Here is a 22881-nt window from a genome sequence, read left to right as displayed (position 1 = left end):
CGCTACGACGCAGAGGCTCGGCGTCCACCGGCGGCATGCGACTCCCGGCGGCGAAGTGCCCGCCTGGCCGGGAGGACGCCGGCGGCAAGCGTGATCGCGATGCAGCAGGCGACCACGGCCAGGAAGGGCGGCCACGGGACCAGCGTCCGAACGGTTTCGCTGACCCTACCGAGCGCGATGTGGACGGTGGCCAACGTACCGATCATGACAGCGCAGCCGAGTGACACACCGGTCACGGCCACCGTGAGGCCCTCTCGCCGAGCCAGCGCGAGCGCCTGGCGTCGCGTCGCGCCGACCTGGCACAACACCCGGAGCTCGCGGGTCAGGTCGCCGACGGCGATGAGCTGGGTGTTGGCGATGGCGATGGCGGTGTAGAGGAGCGCGACGCCCAGCAACGCGATCAGCGAGAGCCGATTGAGCCGGTCGAACCGCTCGTCCAGGGTGGTCAGGTGCGACTCCACGGTGACCAGGGCGCCGAGCGGGACGGCGGCACGGATCGCGGCCAGCTCGGCCTGCGGCGTGAGCGCGAGATACACCGCGTCCGGCATCGGTGTCGTCGAGTGGGTCCGCGCGAGTTCCCAGGGAAGGAACACGGCGGGCAGGCCGAGCCGGTCCTCGACGACCGCGGCGATCCGCGGTGTCACCGCCGCGCCGTCGCCCAACCAGAGGGTGGCGGTGCCGCCGGTTCGCCAGCCGTGGGCCTCGGCCAGCGACGCGGAGACGGCCACGGCCCCCGCGGAGAGTCCGTCGACCGAACCCGAGATCGTCGGCAGCCGTACGACGTGCCGAGCGGCGGCACCGTGGACGAACCACGCGGTGTGCTCGCGAACCATGTCGCCCCGGTCGTCGAACACGCTCGTGGCCTTGACCGGCACCGCGGCCGTGACGCCGGGCAGGCCGGCGAGCCGGTCGGCGGTGCCGGACGGCAGCCGCGCGGCACCGGCGGGGACGACCACCATCGGCGCGGTGAGGTGGTCACGGAGGCCGGCCGCCTCGGTCGCGCTGATCGTCGCTGTGCCGGCGAGCGTTCCGCCGGCCAGGCCGACGGTGACGAGCACCGGGGCGATGCTGGCGGCGTAGCGCCGGGTCTCGGATCGCGCGCTCGCCCTGGCGAGCATGGCGATCGGGCTCCGGCCCGTCGTGACCAGTCGGTTGACCGGCCGCATCAGCGTCGGGAGCAACAGCGTAGCGCCGACGATCAGCAGCATCACCACGACGAGGAGGTAGGCAGCGCCGGCCGGCCCGGACATGAGCCGAGCCATGGGGATGGTTCCGCCGAGGCAGGCCGACCCGAGTACCCATCCGACGACGGCACGCGCGCCGCCACGCCGTTCGACCGTGGCCTCGCCGATCGCCTCGACCGGGCGGATCCGGCCGGCCCGGCGGGCGGGTGACCACGCGCCGGCCACGGCGACGGCGAGACCGAGCGCGTACGCGGCGGCGAGCGGCCACCACACCAACTCGGTGGTGAACCCCGTCGGCGCGAGCCCGTGACCGGCCAGCCAACCCGCCGCGGCGGGAGCGCCGAGGGCGCTGAGGGCGATGCCCACCAGGCCGGCGGCCGCGCCGACGAGGAGCGCCTCGCTCCGCACCAGCCGGCGGACCTGCCTGGGTGTCGCTCCCGCGGCGCGCAGCAGCGCGAGCTCGCGCCGACGCTGGGTGACGGTGAACCGGAAGGTGCCGGCGACGATGTAGACGGCCACGAATCCCGACAGCCCGGCGACGCTGCCCGCGAGCGAGGTGACGCCGACGTAGAGCCCGGCTTCGGGGTCGAGCTCGGCGCCGCGGCGGTCGTCGCCGGTGAGCACCCGAAGCATCGGGAAGGCGTCGAGGGCGGCCCGGACGTCCTCGCCGAGTGTCGTCGGGTCCACACCCGGCGCGGGGACGAGCGCGATCGCCGCGACCCGGCCGCCGGCCAGCCGGGCGGCGAGGTCGTTGGCGACGTAGAGCGCCGGCTCCGCCGGGGTCTCGATGATCCCGCTGACCGTGAACCGCCGCGGTCCCTCGACGGTCACCACCGTCACCTCCTCACCCACCCGCGTCTCGGTCGGGGCCGTGATCACGACGTGCTCGGGCCGGGTGGGCGGGCCGCCCGCCGCGAGCCCGCCGGGACGCAACGCGCGCGCGGCCCAGGGACGTGCCTCGGTGGCCGCACCGAACCGCGCATAGCTGACGTGCTCGACGATCACGGCCGACACGTCCTCGAGCCCGGCGAGCGCGTCGACGGCACCGGCGGGGACGAACCCGCGCTCGTCGGGGGGCAGCGCCGGGTCGAACCCGTCGGCGGGGTCTAGTGCGGTCACGCCGGCGCGGTCGGGCCCGGCGACGACCACGGAGGGGGCGACGTACCAGCGTGGCGGGATGTCGTGGCCGCGCAGCGCCGCGGCGAGGATCAGACCCGCCGTCGCGAACAGTCCGACGCCGAGCGCCAGCGCGAGGAACGACCCGAGGAAGCCAGCCCACCGCGTCCGCAGCGTCTGCCGGGCGAGGGCGGTCATCGAGCCTTCTCCGCTGTTCTCTTCTCGGCTGTTCTCTCCTCGGCGACCCGCCCGTCGGAGAGGACGACGACCCGGTCGGCCTGGGCCGCCGCCACCGGGTCGTGGGTCACCATGATGACGGTGTGGCGGTGCTCGTCGACCAGCGATCGCAGCAGGCGCAGCACGTCCCGTCCGCTGCCCGAGTCGAGCGCCCCGGTGGGCTCGTCGGCGAAGACGATGGCCGGCGCGGTGACGAGGGCGCGGGCGATCGCCACCCGCTGCTGCTGGCCGCCGGACAGCTCGCTCGGACGACTGCCGGCCCGGTCGCCGAGTCCCACCGTCGCGAGTGCCACCCTGGCTCGTCCCGGGGTGGGGCGAGCTCCGGCGAGCCGAAGCGGGAGGGTCACGTTCTCCTCGGCGGTGAGCGAGGGCAGCAGGTTGAAGGCCTGGAAGACGAAGCCGATCCTTTTCCGGCGGAACACGGTCAACTCGGTCTCGTCCATGGCGTTCAGGAGCACACCGTCCACCGCGACCTCGCCCGAGGTGGGACGGTCCAGCCCGGCGGCGCACTGCGCGAGGGTGCTCTTGCCCGAGCCGGAAGGCCCCATGATCGCGGTGAACGTGCCGGCCGGAAAGTCGAGCGTGATTCCGTCCAAGGCCGTGACGGCGACGGTTCCGGTGCCGTGGATCTTGCGGAGATCGACGATCCGCACCGCGGGTTCGGCAGACATGCGATCCACTGTGTCCGCCGGCGGGCCGTTCTTCACGGGTGCCAGGGTGAGTGAGAGAGGTAGTGGTGGCGTGACTGACAACCGGGGCGCCGGCCCGTACGGTCGGGGGTTGCGATGACCACGGTAAGCGACGAGACGAGCTGGCGGACGCTGACCGGCGGGCCGTCGCGTTTTCTCGCGTCGTCGTGGCCGTGGCGGTCGGTCGCCTATCTGCTGACCGGCTGGATCGTCGCGATGCTGTGGGTGGCCGTGACGGCCCTGCTGCTGATCGTGCCCGCGTTCGGGCTGGTACTGCTGCTCGGCGGGATACCGCTGGGCGTGGTGGAACGTCGACGCCTGCGGTTGATCGACCCGGTGCCGGCGCCCTCGCCGCATTCCCCACCGGCCAGGCCCGGGCTCGTGGCCTGGCTGGGTACCCGGTTCCGGGAGGCGGTCACCTGGCGGGAGCTCGGTCACGCCGTTCTCTTCTCGCTGGTGCTGGCGTGGGTGGACGCCGCGGTGGGGCTGCTCGTGCTGTGCGCCGGCTACGTGATGGCCTTCCCGGTGCTGATCGCGTTGATTCCCGAATACCAGCCGGAGCTCTTCGGTCTGATCCCGGCCCGGCAGCCCGAGGCGCTGCTGGCGACGGCACTGGGCCTCGCGGTCCTGCCCATAACGCTCTACCTGGTCACCGCCTACGCCGCCGCCCGCGCGACGCTCGCCCGCCGCTTCCTCGTCGACCGTCCCGACGCGAACACCGAGCACCGGGTGCGGGAGCTGTCCCGTTCGCGGGAGCGGATCCTGGACGCCATGGACGCCCAGCGCCGTCGCATCGAACGCGACCTGCATGACGGCGCGCAGCTGCGGCTGACCAGCCTGATCATGACTCTCGGCATGGCGCGGCTCGAGCTCGCCGCCACGCCGGGTCCGGCGAGCGAGGCGGTGGAGGACGCCTATCGGCAGGCGAGGACGACGCTGAGCGAGCTGCGCGAGCTCGTCCAGGGCATCCATCCCCAGGTCCTCACCAACCGAGGGCTCCCGCCGGCCGTCACCGAGATCGCCGAGCGCTCACCGGTCCCGGTCGACGTGCGCTTCGAGCTGCCCCACCGGCCGCCGGGGGCCGTGGAGGCGGCCGCCTGGTTCGTGATCAGCGAAGGCCTCACCAACGTCGCCAGGCACAGCCAGGCGGACCGGGCCTGGGTCACCTGCGCCTACGCCGGCACCCTGCTGGTCGTCGAGGTCGGCGACGACGGCGTCGGCGCGGCCGACCCCGACCGCGGTACCGGCCTCCAGGGTCTGACCGACCGGGTCTCGGTGCTCCACGGCCGGATCACCCTCAGCAGTCCGCCCGGCGGACCCACCGTCCTGCGAGCGGAGCTGCCGTGCGAGTAGTGATCGCCGAGGACGCCGCCCTGCTGCGCGAAGGGCTCGCCCACATCCTCCGCCACGCCGGACACGAGGTGACGCCCGTCCCGGACGTGCCCGGCCTCCTCACCGCCGTCGCGGCCGCGGTCCCCACCGCCATCATCACCGACATCCGAATGCCACCGGACTTCCGCGACGAGGGACTCCGGGCCGCCCTCCGACTCCGCCAGGACCACCCCGGCCTGCCCATACTCGTGCTGTCCCAGTACGTCGAGCACACCTACGCCGCTGAGCTCGTAGCCATGGGCGGCGGCATCGGCTACCTGCTCAAGGACCGGGTGGGCGACATCCCCGAGTTCCTCACCGCCCTCGACGACGTGGCCGCCGGCGGCACCGTCATCGACCCCGACATCGTGCGCAGGTTCCTCAGCCGCCGCACCATGCGGGCCCCGATGGAACGCCTGACACCGCGGGAGCGCGAGGTGCTGGCGCTGATCGCCGAAGGCCGCACCAACACCTCGATCGCCCGTCAACTCCACGTCACCGACGCCGCCATCGCCAAACACGTCAACAACATCTTCGCCAAGCTCGACATCCCACCCCACGTCGACGGGCATCGCCGCGTCCTCGCCGTCCTCGCCCACCTACGCCACGACCACGGTTCGGGGCAGAGCCCCGCCGGTTAGGGCGCGTCCGCACAGTCCCAGTCGATGGGCTTGGTGATCCAGGTCGTCGCTGGCAAGGCGGAGGGCAGGCCTCGTACCGGCGCCGGGGTGAACCGGGCCACCTGGAGCGGCAACGCGGGTGCGCCGCCGCCGCGAGTGTGACTACCGTTCGTCTCGCGAACCCTCCAGTGATCGACCAGACCCGCGCCGCCGCGGGTCAGGCCGATCCCACTGGAACCCGCGTCACCCGGGCGTTACCGTCGACGGGCCGACGAAGTGGACCTCCGGGAACTGGGGTGAGGGACCGTCGAGCAGGGGCCGGTGCTCGTGGCGCAGGTGCCGGTCGAGGAAGGCGGTCAGATAGGTGCGGATGATCTCGACGATCCTGGTCCCCCCCAGCGACGGACGTGGCAGGTCCAGCCACTCGGCCAGGACGGCCGCGTCGCTCGGGGAGGCGTGTCCCATCTCCGGTACGTGCAGCCAGCGGCGCCAGCCGGTCAGGTGCGTCCAGGTCCGGTCCCAGTCCGGACGTGCGCCCGGGGCGCCCTGTTCCTCCGCGCCCACCATCAGGAACGGGCGGGACAGGTCCTCGGCCAGGGCGGGGAAGAACGAGCCGTCGAGGTTGGCGCCGGCGTCGACCCGGCGGTCGACGAGCATTGTGTTGGCGGCCGCGGAGCCGCCGATCGAATGGCCGAGGACGGCGATCCGCCGGGGGTCGATCAGGTGGCGGTACCGGGGCCCGTGCAGCAGACGGTCCAGTACCAGGGAGATGTCGAGCACGCGGCTCGCGGCGATCGCCTCGCCGTCCCAGTCCCCCACGCACACCACGCACTCGGCGACGCGGCCGTCGGGGAAGGTGACGGCCGCCGCCTCGTAGGTGTGGTCGATGCTCGCGACGACGTAGCCGCGGCTGGCCAGTTCCTCGGCCAGCGTCGTCAGCGTCCAGCGGGAGAACACCAACCCCGGCGAGAGCACGACCAGTGGCCGCCGGCCCCGCAGCGGTGGCGCGTCGACCCGCGCGTGGGTGTCGACGCGGTGCATCGAGTCCGGCGGCACATGGTCGAACCCGTACAGCTCCAGCAACGCCCGTGACTCCTCGGCACTCGCGTACGGTGCGCGGTCACCGCTCGCGGCGGCGGCCGGGTACCAGACCGAGACCATCAGCTCGCGCGGCCCGGTCGGCACCCACGGGTCCACCCGGTCCCGGTCGACGAGGTGTGCCTCGGTCCAGCCGACCGCGTGCCGGCCGGTGGGTGCCGGGAGCACGAGCCGGTCCTCGGCGGGTGCCGCGCCGACGAGCGACGCGACAGCCGCGACGCTCGCCGCGATCCAGCGGACAGCTCGCATAACGGGACTCCTTCGGTTCGGGTCAGGTGAAGGCGGTGCCGACGCTAGGGCGGCGGGCGTCTCAGGATCATCGGTCTTCCGCCGGGGAGCGCCCCTGACTTTCGTCAGGGGCGCCGCCCCGCCCCGGGTTTGTAGGGTTGCCCCCGTGCGAAACCGGCGAGCCGACCTGGCCTGGGCGCCGCTGCTGGCCGTGTCCAGCGCGCTCTCCCTCACCGAGGTTCGCGATACCACTCCCGACTGGCTTCCGTTGGTCATGATCGCGCTGGCCTACCCCGCGGGCCGCGCGATGGTGTCCTTCCCGCTCGCACTCGGGGTGTTCACCGCCGTCGGTTTCGCCGGCCTGGCCCTGGCGTTCTGGCGCTCCCCGGACCCGCTCGGCCACTGGGTCACGGTCGTCTCGGTCGAGCTCGTGTCCTCGGTGCTCCCGTGGTGGTTCGGCCGCTACCGGCGCCTGCGCGCCGAACAGGCCGACCGCGAAAGGGTCATCGTCGCCCAGCAGGCCCGGCTGCGCGAGCGCGCCCGCATCGCCCAGGACATGCACGACGCGCTCGGGCACGAGCTGGCCCTGATCGCCCTGCACGGCGGCGCCCTGGAGCTGGCCGGCGGGATCACCGAGGAACAACGCCGCTCCGCGGCGAACCTGCGGGTGTGCGCCGTCCGCGCCACCGACCGCCTGCACGAGATCGTCCAGGTGCTCGGCAGCACCGACGCCGCCGCCGACCTGCGTCCTGTCGACGAGACCATCGAGAACCTGGTCCGCCGGGCCGCCACGGCCGGCCTTCCCGTCCAGTTCCACCGCATCGGCCCGCCCCCCGCGTGGTCGCCGATGGCGGGCCAGGCGGCTCACCGCCTGGTCCAGGAGTCCCTCACCAACGCCACCAGACACGCCCCCGGCGCCGCCGTGACCGTCACCCTCGCCCGCCAGAACGCCCACACCCGCATCGAGATCGCGAACGCCCCGGCCGCCGACCCGCCGGCCCGGGAACGAGCGGGCCAGGGTCTGATCAGCCTCGACGAGCGCGTCCGGGTCGCCGGCGGCTCCCTCCATGCCGGCCCGAGCCCCGACGGCGGATGGGCCGTCACCGCCGTTCTGCCCGACCACGCCAGCCCTCAGGACGACGACGGCCCGCTCGAGGTCGACCTGGGCGTCAGCAGACGCCTGACCAGGCGCGAGCTTCTCCAGACGGCCACGCTCCCCCTGGGCCTCGCCCTGACGTTGCTGGCAGCCCTGGCCGCGGTCCAGCTCGTCACCGGTACCCGGACGGGCCTCCCGCCCGACCGTTTCCAGGCCCTCCATCCCGGCCAGCCGCGGTCGGAGGTCGAGCGCCTGCTCCCGCCGCAGGACATCGGCCGAGAGCCCAGGGTCGTCGCCACCCCGCCCCACCCCACCGGGGCCACCTGCCGCTACTACCACGTCGGCGACGGCCTGTTCGACCTCGGCCCCGACGTCTACCAACTCTGCTTCGCCGAGGACGTGCTGGTCTCGACAAGCCGCCTGGAACAGGCATGACCCCCATCCAGGTGGTCCTGGCCGACGACGAGGCCATGGTCCGCGCCGGCGTCCGCGCCATCCTGGCCACCGACCCCGACATCGAGGTCGTCGCCGAAGCCCGCACCGGCCGCACGGCGGTGGACCTCGTCCGCGCCCACCGCCCCCAGGTGGCCCTGCTGGACATCCGCATGCCCGACCTCGACGGCCTCCAAGCCGCCCAGGAGATCGCCGTCGTCGCCCCCACGACGGCAGTGATCATGTTGACCACGTTCGGCCAGGACGACTACATAACCCGAGCCCTCACCGGCGGCGCGGACGGCTTCCTCCTCAAGGCGTCCGACCCCCGCGAACTGCTCACCGCCGTCCACGCCGTAGCCGGCGGCGCCGCCTACCTGTCCCCCGCCGTAGCCCGCCGCGTCATCGCGAGCTACCGCACCCAAGGCCCCCACGACGAGGCCCGCCGCGTCATCACAACCCTCACCGACCGCGAACGCGATGTCCTTGTGCTGTTGGCCGCCGGCCACTCCAACGCCGAGATAGCGGCCGCCCTCTTCATCGTCGAGGGCACGGTGAAAGCCCACGTCAGCTCGATTCTGGACAAGCTCGGGACCCGCAACCGGGTCCAGGCCGCGATCCTCGCCCACCAGGCCGGCCTGACCCCCTGAGCGATCGGTTCAGAATGAGGAACGCGACCGGTAGGGGACCAGGTCGGGTCAGGGCCGTGGGCGCAAGGCGGTCAGGACGACCGTGACGAGCCGCCCGACCGCCGCCTTGGAGGGCAGGGTGCTGGCCGCGTCGAGGGCGTGCAGGCAGTAGGTGGCGAGTTCGTGGGGTGGGACATCGTCGCGGAGGTCGCCGGCGTCGGCGACCGCGGTCAGCAGCTCGCTGATCATGGAGTGGACCTGCTGCTGCGCCGCGGCAATGTGCTTGTCCTGGTGCAGGAAGCTGGCGAGTTCCGCGCCGTGGTGCTTGTGTTGGTGGTGTCGCACCCGCTGGTGGTGGATCATGGCATACGCCTTGAGTACGGCCTCGAGTCGCGTGCCCGCGTCGTCCGCCTGATCTCGGACCTGGGCGAGAAGTTCGAGGTGACTGGCGATCTGCCGTTCGTGCCACGCGAACAGGATCGCTTCGACGTCCGGAAAGTACTTGTACAACGTGGCACGTCCGATGCCCGTCCGCTCGGCGATCTGCGACATGGTCACCGACAGGACGCCGTGCTCGGCCGCCAACCGGGCCGTGGTGTCCAGGATCGCGTCGCGAACCTCGCGGCGATGCGCGTCGATCGTTTCGCTCCACAATCTTGGCACGGACAGAGTGTACGTGGTGACGTTTCCGATACAGTGTGTCTCGTATACGTCAGGAGCCGGTCGCCTGGTTCACAGCGCAGGCAACGAGCAGCGGCAGTCCTCAGCACCCAATCCGAGACGATCCCAGGGCGACGTCGTCGAACCACAAGGTGTCGCCACTGCTGCCGTAGCTCTCCCACCCGAACCGGAAGTCACTCAAGGACGGCGTCCACGGCCCCCGCCGCAACCACTGCGAGTCGATGTCCGGGGTAGGCGTGGTGTCCACGTGGAGCCCGGCGACCTCACTCCCGTTCACCCACGTCCGGAGTTCGGACCCGGTCACCCCGAACTCGACACACACCCACTCCCCCACCGCGAGCGGCACACTCTGCGCGACCCCCGCCGGACTCTGCTCGGGCAGGGTCGCGTCATCGGACTCCCGGTTCCACTGCAACGCCCGGTTCTGCCCACCCATCCGCAGATCTTTCCCCCCGTCTGTCACATCCCGCATGGCCAGAAACGTCACATGTGCATCAGGCAATGCAATCGTGTGCCGCACGAAGAACCGAGCGAACAAGGCCGACCCACCCACCCCCCGCGTAGTCCGCACGAAGACGTGGTCGCAGTACCCACTCCCCCCATCAACCCGCACCGACCGGAGCCCCTCATGCGCGACAGAGCTGTCCACCACCGCCCTCCCCGTCCCCTGACAGTTGGGGAACACCACGCTCCACTCCCCAGAAGGCGTAACCCCCACCTGATCCTCGAACCCATCACAAAACGCCCCAGAAGGACAAGCAGCAGCCCTCACCTCCCCCACCCCACCCCTCTCTCCACCCTTCTCTCCACCCATCCCAACCCCCACCAAAGCTCCCAAACTCAACACCACGACCCCAACACCCCACCGCATAACAACCTCCTCCACAGAACCAATACACAACACCCGAGCCCGGGTTTGGGAGCGCTCCCAAACCCAACATACGACCCCCAACCCCTCCCCCACAACGCCCACCCCCAACCCAAACCCCATAGAGGAGCCTCCTGGCATCCCGTCGACCTGGCGAAGCCCGATCACTTCGCGTCAAGGGGCCCTCCACCACCCAACCCCAACGAGCCCCCCACGCCCCTTGACGCGGAGTGATAGCCCTCAGGGAGGTCGACGGGATGCCAGGCCCCGAGCCGCACCCAACCGCACCCGCCTCCCCACCCCCCGGCATCCCAGAGACCTGCCCGTCCGGCGAGGACATCAAGGCAGCCCCGAGCAGCCCCAGCCCGCACAGCCCTGAGCAAACCCAGCCCCCTCAGCCCAGCCAAACCGCGCGGACCCTACCCGCCCAGCCCACTTCTGTCACTAACCAACAAAAGTCAGCCGGAGTTCGCCAAAACCATGCAATACTCGCCCCAATGCCTTCCCACCAGCAAAGGCCCCCCATGCCTGACAACGCCGTCACCCGCAGAAACGTCTTTCAAGCCTCCGCCACAGCCGCAGCCGCCCTGACCGCCGCCGGCCTCCCCATCCTCACCACGGCCACCCCAGCCCTCGCCGACACCCGACACGGCAGGCTGAGACCAGAGCCCCTCATCCCACCCCGCAACCGCGGCATCATCCTCTACAGCGTCCGCGACCGCATCACGGCCGCACCCGACACCTCCGGCGTCCCCTACGGCTTCGAACGCGTCCTGGCCCGCCTCGCCGAGATCGGCTACAAGGAGATCGAGTTCGCCGGCTACAACCAGCACACCTCGATCCTCGGCCGCCAGATCACCCCACGCGAGATCCGCAAGATCCTCGACGACAACGGCCTGGTCGCCAACGGCACCCACACCCAGATCAACCCCGCCACCTTCGAACAACAGCTCGACATCGCCCAGGAACTGGGCATGCGCAACATCGGCACCGGCAGCGACCCCACCAACAGCGCCTACCGCCCCGACTGGGACGCCGCCGCCGACACCTGGAACGACCTCGGCCGAACGGCACGGGCACGCGGGCTCCGCCTGTACACCCACAACCACGACGCCGCCTACAGCTTCCTCCTCGACGCCGGCCCCCTGGACGCCAACGGCAAGCCCACCCGCTCCTCCGGCCTCCGCCGCCTCGAGTACTTCTTCGACAGGACCGACCCCCGGTACGTCTTCTTCGAGATGGACGTGTTCTGGGCCTACGTCGCCCGCTTCAAGCACCACACCTACACCGACCGCCTCGGTCGGCAGCGGACCGACGTGTTCGACCCGATCCTCACCGTCGCCCCGCGCACGACGCGGTTCCCGCTGTTCCACGCCAAGGACGGCAACAAGAACCCGACCGCGGGCAACGGCTACGACATGGTGCCGCTCGGCGAGGGCGACATCAACTTCCAGCAGTTCTTCCAGACGATCGGCGAGCAGGACTTCCACCACGCCAACTGGGAGCAGGACACCGCACCCGGCGGCACCACGCTGCCCGCGCAGTCGCTGGACTTCGCCGCGCTGAGCTACACCAACATGTCCGAGCTGACCATCTACCGCCGCCGCTGACCTCCGCGTCCCCTGCCGCAGCTGGAGAAAACATGATCCGTGCGCTCCGTTCGGCCACCGGCACCGCTGCCGCCCTGGTCGCCGTGACAGCCCTTGCCGTCGGCGGCGTCACGCCGGCCGCCGCCGCTCCCTCGCCCGCCGCCGACGAGACCTACCGGGTGCTGGTGTTCCACAAGACCGATGGCGAACGTAGACCGTCCATTAAGGACGGTGTGCAAACGATCCGGGACCTGGCGAACACCAACGGCTTCACCGTCACCGCCACCCAGGACGCCGCCGTCTTCACTCCCGAAAGCCTGGCCACCTTCCGCGCCGTGGTGTTCCTGAACACCGTCGGCAACGTCCTCAACGACACCCAGCAAAGCGCCTTCGAGGGCTTCATCCGCGCCGGCGGCGGCTACGTCGGCGTGCACGCCGCCGCCGAGACCGAGCCGGACTGGGCGTTCTACCAGCAGCTCGTCGGCACGAAGGTGGCCGGTGTGGCGAGCGTGGGCCGGGGCAACGTACAGGTCGCCGACCGCGCCCACCCCTCGACGAAAACCGTCGCGCGCACGCTCACGCTGACCGAGGAGTGGTACAACTTCGCGTCCAACGTCCGCGGACGCCAGCACGTACTGGCCACTGTGGACGAGAAGTCGTTCACCGGTGGGACGATGGGCTTCGACCACCCGGTCGCCTGGTGCCAGGACCACGTCGGAGGGCGTTCCTGGTACACCGGGCTCGGCCACTCCATCGAGTCCTACCGGAACAAGAACGTACGCGGCCACCTGCTCGGCGGGATCCAGTGGGCCGCCGGCGCGGTCGCGGGCGATTGCGGCGCGACGGTGCTGGGCAACTACGAGAAGGTCACGCTCAACGACGAGCCGGGCGAACCGATGTCGCTCGCCGTCCTGCCGGACGGCCGGGTCCTGCACAACACCCGAGGCGGCGAGATCCGCCTCTACGACCCGGACACCGACGCCAGCCCGGTGATCACCACGATCCCGGTCTACAGCCACGACGAGGACGGCCTGCAGACCCTCTCGATCGACCCGAACTTCGCCACCAACCGCTGGGTGTACGTCTACTACTCACCCAAGCTGAACACGCCGGTCGACGACCCCTCGACGCCGGGTGTGAACGAGGGCGACGCACCGGCGACCAGCACCGACCCCACGGCGTGGGACCGGTTCAAGGGCTACAACCAGCTGTCCCGCTTCAAGCTGGTCGAGTCGCCGACACCGCACCTGGACCTGGCCAGCGAGCAGCAGATCATCCGGGTGGACGCCGACCGCGGCATCTGCTGCCACGTCGCGGGCAAGGTCAAGTTCGACGGCAGGGGTCTGCTCTACCTGATCACCGGCGACGACACGAACGCCGGTGGGTCCGACGGGTACACCCCGATCAACGACGCGACGAACCAGGGCCCTGGCTTCGACGCGCGCCGGTCCTCGTCCAACACGAACGACCTGCGCGGCAAGGTCCTGCGGATCAAGGTGCGCGAGAACGGCACCTACACGGTCCCCAACGGGAACCTGTTCCCGGAGTCGGCCGACCAGGAGGGCAAGACCCGGCCGGAGATCTTCCTGATGGGCCTGCGCAACCCGTTCCGGTTCGACGTGGACCCCTCGGGCCGGCTCTACATCGCCGACTACTCCCCCGACGCACGCACGTCGAGCCCCACCAGGGGCCCGGAGGGCACGGGCCGGTGGTTCAGCACGAACAAGGCCGGCAACTACGGCTGGCCGCTCTGCGTCTCGCCGAGCCTGCCCTACATCGACTACGACTTCGAGACCAAGATCTCGGGTGCGGCGTTCAACTGCGGGGCGCCGGTCAACGACTCGCGGCACAACACTGGTCTGCGCGTGCTGCCGGCGGTCCAGCAGCCGCAGTTCTGGTACACCTACGAGGCACGCACCCCGTGCGCCGGCTCGTACCTGGTGACGCCGCCCGCCCCGTGTGACTTCAAGTGGCCGGTGATCGGCACCGGCGGTGTCGGTCCGCACGGCGGTCCGATCTACGACTACGACAGCGAGTCCACGTCGAACACCAAGTTCCCGGAGTACTACGACAACGCGGTCGTGTTCGGTGAGTTCACCCGGGACAAGCTGTTCATGATGCGGACCGACGGCAAGGGCAACCTGGTCGGCGTCGAACAGTTCCTGCCCGGCACCGTCTTCGACAACCCGATGGAGATGGAGTTCGGTCCGGACGGCAACCTGTACGTGCTGGAGTACGGCGACGGGTTCTTCCGCCCGAACCCGGACGCCCAGCTGTCGGTGATCCGGTACGTCAAGGGCACCCGTTCCCCGGTGCCGGCGATGAGCGCGACCCCCACCTCGGGTACGGCACCGCTCACCGTGGCGTTCTCCAGCGCGGGCTCGCACGACCCGGACCCGGGTGAGTCGATCTCGATCGCCTGGGACTCCACCAACGACGGAACCGTCGACTCCACCGAGCCGAGCCCCTCGTTCACGTACACGACCAACGGGACCTACACCGCCAAGCTGACGGTCACCGACTCCAGCGGCAAGACGGCCGTGCTCACCCGGACGATCACCGTCGGGAACACCGCGCCCACAGTGAGCGTCACCTCGCCGGTGGGCGGCACGTTCTTCGAGTGGGGCGAGGACGTCCCGTTCGAGGTGACGGTCACCGACCCGGAGGATGGCACGATCGACTGCTCGCGGGTGACGGTGACCTTCGTCCTCGGTCACGACAGCCACGGGCACGGCATGGGGTCGACCACCGGCTGTAGCGGGGTGCTGCCCACGCCCGCCGACGGCGGCGACCACGCCGGCGGGTACCTCTACGGCGGCATCAGCGCCCAGTACACCGACCTGGGCGGCGGCGGCCAGCCGGGACTGACCACGATCGACCAGGCGGTCGTCCAGACCCCGCGCCAGCTGGCGGCGAACGCCCAGGTCAAATCGGGCGTCGACGTGACGGTCAGCAACGACACGGGTGGCGGGACCGCCCTGACCGGCATCGACACGGGCGACCACATCGCCTTCGCCCCGATCAACCCGGGCGACGCCTCCGCGGTGACGTTCCGGTACTCGGGCGGCTCGGCGACGACCGTCGGCAACCCCCGGGCGGCAGTCGAGCTGCGCCTCGACTCGCCGACCGGCCCGGTGGTGACCACCGCCACCCTGCCGGCGACCAGCGGTACGAACGCGTGGGCGAGCCACACCGTGCCGGTGTCCGGACCGGTCGGCGAGCACCGGCTCTACCTGGTGTTCCGGTCGGTGCCCGGTGGCCCGGCGAGCGGCCTGGTCAACCTGAACTGGGTCGAGTTCACCCCGGTCGGCTGATCCCGACCAGATCACGGCGAGAGGCCGGCTCACCCGACCACGGTGAGCCGGCCTCTCGGCCGTCCTGCCCTTCCGCGGGACCGCCCGCGACGGTTCGCCGGCCCGTCGCCGGGAGCGTGAGTCCAGACGAGCGCACGCCCAGGCGGCGAGCCCCGGTCATCGTCCCGGTCTCGCGGTTCGTTCGAGCGTGGTCCAGCCGGTCCAGCCTCGCTGCGTCAGGAGCTCCGTGAGCCGGCGGGCCGGCGGGGCGCTGTCGAACGCCAGGGCGTCCATCGCCGCGGCGAACGACGGGTCGATGTCGAGGTCGTCGACGTAGTCCGCGCCCCGTTCGTCGGCCATCCGCGTCAGGCCGGCGGCCAGCTCGTCGGCAAGCTCGGTGAGTCGGCGATCGGCGTCGGTCCGGTCGAGCGTCTCGCCCAGGGTGCGGTAGAACCCGACGAGCCGCGGGTCCGCGAGCTGTTCCCGCTTCCGTCCCACCCACGCCGGTACCCGCTCCGGGCGGTGCGCGACGAGCGGGACCCACCCGTCGCGTTCGACCCGGACGATTCGCTCGTCCACCCCGAGCTGGCGGAGGTGCGCGAGGAACTCGACCACCTCCGGGAGCAGCGCCAGGTCGTCGCCGGCGGCCAGGCGGGCGATCCGCTCGCGGTGCCGCTGCCGCTGCCGGATCTCCGCCCGCAGCCGCCCGTCGATGTCCGCGACGGCCCTGGCGAGCTCCTCCTCGTCGGCCTCGAGCAGCTCTCGCACCCGGGCCAGCGGAACACCCGCGTCGGCCAGGGTCCGGATCCTGACCAGCTCCAGCACGGCCTCGGCGCCGTACCGCCGGTAGCCGCGGTGGTCCCGTTCCGGCTCGGGTAGCAGGCCCGTCGCGTGGTAGTGCCGCACGGCACGGACCGTCACCCCGGCATACGACGCCACCTCGCCGATCGTCAGCACGGGGCCTCCCTTCCAGAGGTCCGGATGATCCGGGCGACGTCCTGGGCGTGGCTGAGGACCAGCCCGTGCCCGGCGTCGAGCCAGGACACCGCGACGTTCGGCCGCTCCCGGACGAGCCGCTCGACGCCCGCCCGCCAGTTCCGGTTGCGCCACGCCGCCCGCCCCTGACGGCTCTCGCCGGCCATCGCGGTGGACATGATCATGGTGATCGGGTGCGGGATCCTCTCGTACCGGTCGAGGATCCTGGCTCGCACCGCCTCCACCTCCACGTTCAGGTCCAGGATGTCCCGTGCGGTCAGCGACACCCGCTCGGCCTCGCTGGCCAGGGTCTCGGCCATGGCACGGAACTCCGGGAGCTCGGCCTCGGTGATGAACGGTTCGGGTACGGGGTTCGCGCCGTCGACCAGGACGAGCTCGGCGACGGTGTCGGGATGTTCGGCCGCGTGGTGCACGACCAGGTCCGCCCCGAGCGAGTGGCCCACGAGCACGGGTGCCGAACGCCACCCGAGGCGGGGAAGCTCCGCCATCACGGCGCCGAGGTCACCGAGGAACGCCTCGAACGAGTACCGGACGGCAGGCGAGGTGCGGCCGTGTCCGCGGAGGTCGAAGGTGACCACGTCGTGGTCGCGCCCCAGCAGCTCGGTCAGCTCCCCCAGCTCGGCCTGCGTCGTGAGGAGCCCGGGGCACAGGACCAGTGGGCGTCCTCGCCCGCTGCGGGACACCGGGATCCGTATGCCGTCGTGTCGGACCACCAGACGGTCTGCTCGCGCGCCCATGCCCCCATGCTCGGCGACTGCCCCTGCGTCAGGGCAACCCCGACCCCGGACGAGGGCCGGGGTCAGCTCTTGAGCGCGCGGCGGGCCTGGTCCAGGTAGTGGTCCACCAGCTCCGTGTCCGGCTGGCCGGTGCGCAGCTCCTTGGCCCGTTCGAGCAGCGCGAGCGCGACGGCAGCCGCGTCGGGTCCGGGCAGCGGGACCGGCCGTCCGACGCGGACCAGGCCGGCGACGCCGGGTTCGCACAGGGCGGCGGCACCGAGGTGTTGCAGGCAACGGGCCTCGCCGGGGTCCTCGCCGATCCGGCGGAACACGGTCCGCGCCCGCTGCCAACAGCGGGCCGCCTCGACCAGGGTGCCGTCCTGGGTCGCCAGCGCCGTGCCCTGAAGCTCGACACTGTGCGCCTCGCTGCCGGCGTCGCGTGCGTCCCGGGCGACCTTCTCCGCCTCCCGCAGGCACTCCAGCGCCTCGTCGGGCTGTTTCTGCAGGATCGCGAGCATGCCAAGGTTGACCAGCATCACCGCTTGTTCAGGCCGGTCGGCCCCCGCCCGCAGCGCCTCCAGCGCCGTCATCGCGGCGCCGATCGCGGCGGAGTCGGGCTCGGGCCCGGCGGCCGCCAGCAGTGCGCGCTCCACCCATTCCCGGATGTCGAGCTGGGTGCGAACGGGACCGTGGACGGCCATCGCGTGGGAGCGCGCGATGTCGAGCCAGGGCAGCGCGTCGCCGGGCCGGCGCGCCAGCCGGTGCGCGGCTGCGATGCGCTGGACGGCGACCGCCGCCACGTCCTCGCGGCGGTTGGCCAGCGCCAGCTCATAGAGCCCCTGGCTGACCTCCAGCAGGCCCCGGGACTGCTGTTCGCGGACGTACCAGCTGTTCAGCCCGTCGGCGATCACGCACAGGTGGTCGAACACCAGCGCCAGCAGCTCCCCCTCCGGACGGTGCTGTCCCTGGAACAGGGGGCGCAGCGACGGCTCGGAGTCGCGGAACCAGTCCCGTGCCTTCGTGGTGTCGACGTCCAGCCGGCCCGCCCACTCCTCGACGAAACCGGCGAAGTACCGCACCAGCGCCGGCACCGCGCACAGCGCCACCGCGCGCCGCTGGGCCGGCTCGGTGCGCAGGAGCGGTCCCCGGATCTCCTGCGGCACCCGGTACCGCCCGTCCTGCTCCCGCACCAGGTTGCGCAGCCGCAGCGCCTCGAGCAGCTCCGTGGCGTTGCCCCCGGGCGGGCTCATCGCGCAGGTGCGGACGATCGCGTCGACCGTGCCCCAGGTGATCCCGGTGACCGGCAGCTCGGCGAGCGCCCGCAGCAGCCAGGCCTCCTGCACGGTCAGACCGTCGCGGATGTTGTCCAGGATCGCGGTCCACACCCGTTCCAGGGGCCCGTGCACCTGCCCCTTCGCCCGCAGCTGGACGAGCATGCGCCGAACCGACTCCTCGGCGCTCTCCACGGCGCTGAGCCGCCGGATCTCCCGGGCGAGGGTCTTCACCGCGCCCGGTCGCCCGGCGCAGGAGGCGGCCAGCAGCGCGTCGACCGGGTCGTCCTGTCTGGGGCCGCGCAGCCGGCGCAGCAGGTCGAGGATCCTCTGCCGGGCCGCCGGCTCCGGCACCTCCCGCTCCCAGATCTCCCGCAGGTGGACGAGGGGCAGCTCGAGGACGGGAACCACGCGGCTCTCGGCGGCGTCGCCGACCGCCGTCTCACCGGCCACCACCAGCCGCGGCCAGGTGCCGGTCGGCCACCGACGCAACAGCCACGCCACCTGCTCGGGTGTGGAGACGTTGTCCAGGAACAGGATGGCTCCCTGGCCCGGCATCTTGTCCAGGAGCTGCTCGGCGGCCCGGTCGAGCACCTCGTCGGTGCTGTCGGACGGCTCGTCCACCCCGAACGCGGTCACGAACCGGGCTGCGGTCTGGACCGCGTCGTAGGGCTCGCTCGTCGACCGGCTGCGCAGGTCGAACCGGAAGATCCGGCTGGGGTCGCCGCCGTCCTTCTCGACCAGCCGCTGGGTCACGTGCTCGGCCACGGCCGAGGTGCCGATGTCCCGGACGCCGGCCAGCACGACCGCGCCCAACCGCAGCACCCGGTCCCGCGCCTGCTCCAGCTCGTCGCTCCGACCGAACAGCGGCTCCGACGGGGCGTGCCAGGGCAGGTGCTCGATCCGCGGCGGTTCGGGCTCGGTCGGCTCGCGGGGGCGGTCGAGCAGCACCAGCACCAGCCAGCCCACGCCGGCGAGCACCGCGACCCCGGTCAGGACCGGCAGCAGCAGCGGGCCGACCGTGGTCCCCCACCAGGACTCGCCCGCCTCGGCCCCGAGCTGCTCGGAGAGCAGGGTGGCGACGAACCAGGTGACCGCGCCGAACAGGAGGAGCTTGACGCGGGTGAGGAGCCTGCGCTCGGGTCTGCCCACCGCGGCTACCTGGCCATTCCGCCGGTCAGCCCGGCCACCACGGTCCGCCAGGTCGCCAGCAGGATCGCGACCGGGACGAGTGCGGACACCACGGCACCCGCGGCGACGGTGCCGGCGGAGGTGGCGAACTGCCGCGCCTCACCCCACAGCAGCAGGGCCAGAGGGCTGTCGGCCGGTCCGCCGATCAGGAAGCTGACGATGAAGTCGTTCCACACCAGCACGAACTCGAGCACGGTCACCGCGACCAGAGCCGGGCGGTACCGGCCGCGCCGCCACATCGCGTCCAGCGCGGGGCGGGCGTCGCTGCCGACCCGGGGCGCCGCGGCGAACGCGGCCCGCAGCACCAGCGTCGCGAACGGCAGCCCGGCCGCGGCGTGCACGAGCGCGAGCGAGACCCGGGAGCCGGCGAACACCTCGCTGAGCGGCCCGGCGTACATCTGCACCGGCGCCACCGCCAGCACGCCCAGCAGCACGGTCAGCACCCCGGAGACCCGGCTGGGCAGCCGCCAGGTCAGCAGGTAGGCAGCGGGCACCGCGCAGGCCACCACCAGCAGGGTGGCCGGAACGGCGATGGAGACGCTGGCGGCCAGCGCCGGCCAGAGCCAGGTGTCGGCGACGGCGGCGAAGGAGCCGAGACCCAGCCCGTCCAGCCGCCACCAGCCCGACGCTCCGGCCGCCGCCGGGTCGTGCAGCGCGGTCGCCACCAGCACCACCAGCGGCAGTGTCCACACCAGACCGATCAGGAGGCCGATCACCCAGCTCCACCACCGGGTCCGCTCCGAGGCCGGTTCGGCCAGCGGCACCGGGTCCGGCACCGGCGCCCGGCGGATCCCCCGGGTGCCGAACAGGCTCAGCGACGCCACGGCCGCGAACAGCAGCACCGCGAGCGCGGCGGGCGCCCCGGTCTCGGTCGACCCGGTCGTCATCCGCCACCAGAGCAGCCCGACGACGTCGACGTCGGCGGAGATGGAGTCCGGGGAGGCGATCAGCACCAGGTCGAACACGCGGATCGCGGCGACGAGCACGGTCAGCACGACGACCGAGGCGACCGGTCCGACCCGGAGCAGGCGCAACCGGCCGACCCGGTAGCCGAGGCCGTTGTTGGCGTCCAGCCCGGCGCGGAACAACACGACGACGAAACCCAGCCAGGACCAGGCGAAGGCGATGCCCAGCACCCACCAGATCAGGCCCGGACCGAGCCAGGTGGCCTCGCCGAACAACGCGGTCACCGTGCCGCGTTCGGGGTTGGGGTCGAAGATCATGCGAAACGCGGCGCCGGACACCATCGCCGAGACGCCGAACGGCAGGACCATCAGGTAGAGCAGGAACCGCCACAACCCGCTGACCAGCCGGCTCAGCACGGCGATCACGTAGCCCGCGGCCAGCAGAACGACGCCGATCCCGACCCACAGCACGCTGTGGCCGGCCGCGCGGAGCGCGTCGGGGTCGGTGAGGACGTCGCCGAAGTTGCCGAGCCCCCACAGCGCCCAGACCAGCGTCCACGCCATCGGCACCACCAGCAGGACGAGCAGCGCCAGCGCGGGTAGTCCGAGCAGGTAGCTCCAGCCGCCGCGAGCGGTCGCCGGCCGCAGGCCGCCGGTCAGCTCCCGCCCGGCGACCTCGAGCCGCAGCCCACCCGCGGTCCGGATCTCCGTGCTCATCGCGCCGCCCTCCCGGCGTCGGCCATCGCGGTCGCCGCCTCCCGTGCGGCCTCGCCCGGCTCCGTGCCGGCGGCGAGCGCGCGCAGGAGGTTCTGCAGCACCTCCTGCAGCAGAGCGCCCAGGGCCACCGTGTCCGACAGGCCGAACTGGAGGTCGTTCGAGGGCCGTGCCAGCTCCAGGGCCAGCTCGAGCAGGTTCTGGCTGTACTCGCGGGTGTCGGTCTCCGGGTCGGCCGCGATGAACCCGCCGGTGTCCCTGATCCAGGGGACCGGGGCGTCCGGGGTGCACAGGTGGCGGAGCACCCGGCGCGCCGCCGGGCTCGCCGGTGCGGTCAGCACCAGCAGGTCACCGGTGACCACGAGCCGCCCGTCGAGCCCGGCCGCCGAGGGGAAGGTGAACGTCCCGATCTCGTCGTCGGGCACGCCGAAGGAGCGCGTCACCGACTCGGCGAACGCGGGCGCCGCCACCATCGCCGCGGTGTGGTGGCGGAACACCTCCAGGACCGCCTCCGGGTACTGGGCGACCAGCGCCCGCTCCGGCCCCCCGGCGAGCGCGCCGGACGCACCCCACATCTCGGCCACCATCCCGAACGCGTCCCGCACGTCGCGGCCAGCCCAGCCACCCCGCTCGCCCGCGACGAGGGCGTCGTAGGTGTCGTCGAAGTGACGCAGCAGCACGTTCTCGAAGAACCGGGCGAGCAGCCACCCGTCCGCGCCGCCCAGGGCGAGCGGCGCGACACCGGTCCGCTCGACGATCCGCTCGTTCAGGTCGAGCCAGTCCGTCCAGGACCTCGGGGTGTCCAGCCCGTGCTCGACGAACAGCCGCCGCCGGTACCAGACGACCGAGGAGTGCGCGAGCTTGAACGGCACCGCGTGGTGCCGCCCGCCGTATGCCGGCAGCTGCGGGCTCCACAGCGCGTCGAAGTCGTGGTGCCAGACCTCGTCCGGTAGCGGTGCCAGCCGGTCCCGGTTCGCCCGCACGAGCTTGGGCTGGGGCAGCGCCACGATGTCGGGCCGGCCGGTGGGGTTGGCGCCGAGTGCGGCGTCGATGTCGTCGCCCAGCGGAACGAGCGCGCAGTCGTCGACGTAGCGGCCGAGCACCCGCTGGAACGCCGCAAGCTCGGTCGAGCTCCAGCTCACCGCGATCCGGACGGACTCACCCAGCCCGGTGGCTCGGCCCAGTCCCGCGCAGCCGCCCGCCAACCCGAACGCCGGGCCGAGGGCGGCGGCACGCAAGACCGTGCGTCGGTGGACGGCTCGCGAAGGCATGACTCCCCAGAAAGACCATGACGGACCCTCACCTTAGCCTGAACTCGAACGAGGGGTGTGATCACTCGCTCGGGTCTTTTGTCGACCCGTACCGGGGATTGCTCGCCCGGGTTGCCGCCCGCCACCATGGGAGCCGCGCGCAGAGTCTTCGAGCTCGCGCCGGCACTGGGGTACCGGACAAACGACGGTTCACGAGACTGTCGGTCGCCGGCGGGGCTTTCCCACCCTATTTCGGGGTATGAGCGTACAGAATCAGGATCCACAATGACGGAACTCAGACCTGTCCGTCGGCGGCTTCTCATGCTCGTCGCGGCACTGGTGTTCTCCCTCGTCGCGTCCGCGCTGACCGTCGTCGTCTCCCCCGCTGCCGAGGCGAAGTCGGCAGCGGCCCAGAACCAGCCGGTGACCCGGCTGGAGGTGTTCGTGCGCGGCTCGGACGGCGCCGTCTGGCACAGGTGGCAGACCGCACCCAACAACGGCTGGTCCGGCTGGGCCTCACTGGGTGGCTGGATCGACCGCGTCGCGGTCGGCCGCAACGCCGACGGCCGGCTCGAGGTCTTCGCCCGCGGCTCGGACGGCGCCCTCTGGCACAAGTGGCAGACCCCCAATGGCCGTTGGTCCGGCTGGGCCTCCCTCGGCGGCTGGATCGACCGGCTCGCGGTCGGCCAGAACGCCGACGGCCGACT

At 72.1% G+C, this 22881-nt stretch carries 16 protein-coding genes and 1 pseudogene; 7 read left to right on the top strand and 10 right to left on the bottom strand.

Features of this window, described 5'->3' with window-relative positions:
* Positions 1-2 precede the first annotated feature (2 nt).
* Together BU204_RS01740 and BU204_RS01735 are read right to left on the bottom strand one after the other, a co-directional pair.
* Positions 3-2498 (bottom strand): ABC transporter permease, encoded by a 2496-nt coding sequence (locus BU204_RS01740; RefSeq protein WP_075123722.1) that lies wholly within the window; start codon positions 2496-2498, stop codon positions 3-5.
* Complete coding sequence (locus BU204_RS01735) at positions 2495-3208, bottom strand: ABC transporter ATP-binding protein (protein ID WP_075123721.1); 714 nt, start codon at positions 3206-3208, stop codon at positions 2495-2497. Before BU204_RS01735 ends, BU204_RS01740 begins: the two co-directional genes overlap by 4 nt.
* A gap of 114 nt (positions 3209-3322) precedes the next feature.
* On the opposite strand from BU204_RS01735, the gene BU204_RS01730 reads away from it, so the two are divergent.
* Complete coding sequence (locus BU204_RS01730; protein WP_075123720.1) at positions 3323-4579, top strand: sensor histidine kinase; 1257 nt, start codon at positions 3323-3325, stop codon at positions 4577-4579.
* A complete protein-coding gene (locus tag BU204_RS01725; protein ID WP_075123719.1) occupies positions 4570-5238 on the top strand; it encodes a response regulator transcription factor in 669 nt (222 codons plus the stop codon). Before BU204_RS01730 ends, BU204_RS01725 begins: the two co-directional genes overlap by 10 nt.
* A 222-nt stretch (positions 5239-5460) precedes the next feature.
* Here the strand turns inward: BU204_RS01725 and BU204_RS01720 are convergent, their stop codons facing one another.
* Complete coding sequence (locus BU204_RS01720) at positions 5461-6564, bottom strand: alpha/beta hydrolase family protein (protein ID WP_075123718.1); 1104 nt, start codon at positions 6562-6564, stop codon at positions 5461-5463.
* Between the two features lie 145 nt (positions 6565-6709).
* Between BU204_RS01720 and BU204_RS01715 the strand changes: the two genes are divergently transcribed.
* The gene (locus tag BU204_RS01715) at positions 6710-8074 is read left to right on the top strand and encodes a sensor histidine kinase (protein WP_075123717.1); all 1365 of its coding nucleotides are present in this window, start codon (positions 6710-6712) and stop codon (positions 8072-8074) included.
* Positions 8071-8721, top strand: coding sequence for a response regulator (locus tag BU204_RS01710; protein WP_075123716.1), 651 nt, complete (start codon positions 8071-8073; stop codon positions 8719-8721). The genes BU204_RS01715 and BU204_RS01710 overlap by 4 nt, the downstream gene beginning before the upstream one ends.
* A gap of 48 nt (positions 8722-8769) precedes the next feature.
* Here the strand turns inward: BU204_RS01710 and BU204_RS01705 are convergent, their stop codons facing one another.
* Together BU204_RS01705 and BU204_RS42140 are read right to left on the bottom strand one after the other, a co-directional pair.
* Positions 8770-9363 carry a TetR/AcrR family transcriptional regulator gene (locus tag BU204_RS01705; RefSeq protein ID WP_075123715.1) on the bottom strand — a complete coding sequence of 198 codons (594 nt, stop codon included), beginning with the start codon at positions 9361-9363 and terminating at the stop codon, positions 8770-8772.
* Positions 9364-9463: 100 nt separating this feature from the next.
* On the bottom strand, positions 9464-10195 hold the full coding sequence (locus tag BU204_RS42140; RefSeq protein ID WP_332888564.1) for a hypothetical protein: 732 nt from the start codon (positions 10193-10195) through the stop codon (positions 9464-9466).
* Positions 10196-10773: 578 nt separating this feature from the next.
* Here BU204_RS42140 and BU204_RS01695 point away from each other — a divergent pair.
* Together BU204_RS01695 and BU204_RS01690 are read left to right on the top strand one after the other, a co-directional pair.
* The gene (locus BU204_RS01695; protein ID WP_075123713.1) at positions 10774-11859 is read left to right on the top strand and encodes a sugar phosphate isomerase/epimerase family protein; all 1086 of its coding nucleotides are present in this window, start codon (positions 10774-10776) and stop codon (positions 11857-11859) included.
* A gap of 32 nt (positions 11860-11891) precedes the next feature.
* Positions 11892-15152, top strand: a complete 3261-nt coding sequence (locus tag BU204_RS01690; protein ID WP_083660922.1) for a ThuA domain-containing protein — start codon at positions 11892-11894, stop codon at positions 15150-15152.
* A 156-nt stretch (positions 15153-15308) separates the two neighbouring features.
* Here BU204_RS01690 and BU204_RS01685 read toward each other — a convergent pair whose 3' ends face one another.
* The 5 genes from BU204_RS01685 to BU204_RS01665 form a co-directional block, all read right to left on the bottom strand.
* A complete protein-coding gene (locus BU204_RS01685) occupies positions 15309-16088 on the bottom strand; it encodes a MerR family transcriptional regulator (protein ID WP_075123712.1) in 780 nt (259 codons plus the stop codon).
* Positions 16082-16864: an alpha/beta fold hydrolase gene (locus tag BU204_RS01680; RefSeq protein ID WP_083660921.1), complete on the bottom strand. Its 783-nt coding sequence runs from the start codon at positions 16862-16864 to the stop codon at positions 16082-16084. Before BU204_RS01680 ends, BU204_RS01685 begins: the two co-directional genes overlap by 7 nt.
* 62 nt (positions 16865-16926) lie before the next feature.
* Positions 16927-19266 (bottom strand): tetratricopeptide repeat protein, encoded by a 2340-nt coding sequence (locus BU204_RS01675; RefSeq protein WP_075123711.1) that lies wholly within the window; start codon positions 19264-19266, stop codon positions 16927-16929.
* Between the two features lie 5 nt (positions 19267-19271).
* Positions 19272-20927: a hypothetical protein gene (locus BU204_RS01670; RefSeq protein ID WP_075123710.1), complete on the bottom strand. Its 1656-nt coding sequence runs from the start codon at positions 20925-20927 to the stop codon at positions 19272-19274.
* Positions 20924-22195, bottom strand: coding sequence for an extracellular solute-binding protein (locus BU204_RS01665; RefSeq protein ID WP_143229250.1), 1272 nt, complete (start codon positions 22193-22195; stop codon positions 20924-20926). Before BU204_RS01665 ends, BU204_RS01670 begins: the two co-directional genes overlap by 4 nt.
* Before the next feature lie 264 nt (positions 22196-22459).
* Between BU204_RS01665 and BU204_RS01660 the strand changes: the two are divergent.
* Positions 22460-22881, top strand: a pseudogene (locus BU204_RS01660) (carbohydrate-binding protein); the annotation flags it as partial.

It is taken from the genome of Actinophytocola xanthii (genome assembly GCF_001921205.1).
Lineage (GTDB): Bacteria > Actinomycetota > Actinomycetes > Mycobacteriales > Pseudonocardiaceae > Actinophytocola > Actinophytocola xanthii.
This window is presented reverse-complemented; position numbering and strand designations above follow the sequence as displayed.

Coding starts and splice junctions, on each gene's coding strand:
- BU204_RS01670 (WP_075123710.1), bottom strand. CDS start 20,927: ATGAGCACGGAGATCCGGACCGCGGGTGGGCTGCGGCTCGAGGTCGCC.
- BU204_RS01665 (WP_143229250.1), bottom strand. CDS start 22,195: ATGCCTTCGCGAGCCGTCCACCGACGCACGGTCTTGCGTGCCGCCGCC.
- BU204_RS01680 (WP_083660921.1), bottom strand. CDS start 16,864: ATGGGCGCGCGAGCAGACCGTCTGGTGGTCCGACACGACGGCATACGG.
- BU204_RS42140 (WP_332888564.1), bottom strand. CDS start 10,195: ATGGGTGGAGAGAAGGGTGGAGAGAGGGGTGGGGTGGGGGAGGTGAGG.
- BU204_RS01710 (WP_075123716.1), top strand. CDS start 8,071: ATGACCCCCATCCAGGTGGTCCTGGCCGACGACGAGGCCATGGTCCGC.
- BU204_RS01720 (WP_075123718.1), bottom strand. CDS start 6,564: ATGCGAGCTGTCCGCTGGATCGCGGCGAGCGTCGCGGCTGTCGCGTCG.
- BU204_RS01690 (WP_083660922.1), top strand. CDS start 11,892: ATGATCCGTGCGCTCCGTTCGGCCACCGGCACCGCTGCCGCCCTGGTC.
- BU204_RS01730 (WP_075123720.1), top strand. CDS start 3,323: ATGACCACGGTAAGCGACGAGACGAGCTGGCGGACGCTGACCGGCGGG.
- BU204_RS01740 (WP_075123722.1), bottom strand. CDS start 2,498: ATGACCGCCCTCGCCCGGCAGACGCTGCGGACGCGGTGGGCTGGCTTC.
- BU204_RS01695 (WP_075123713.1), top strand. CDS start 10,774: ATGCCTGACAACGCCGTCACCCGCAGAAACGTCTTTCAAGCCTCCGCC.
- BU204_RS01735 (WP_075123721.1), bottom strand. CDS start 3,208: ATGTCTGCCGAACCCGCGGTGCGGATCGTCGATCTCCGCAAGATCCAC.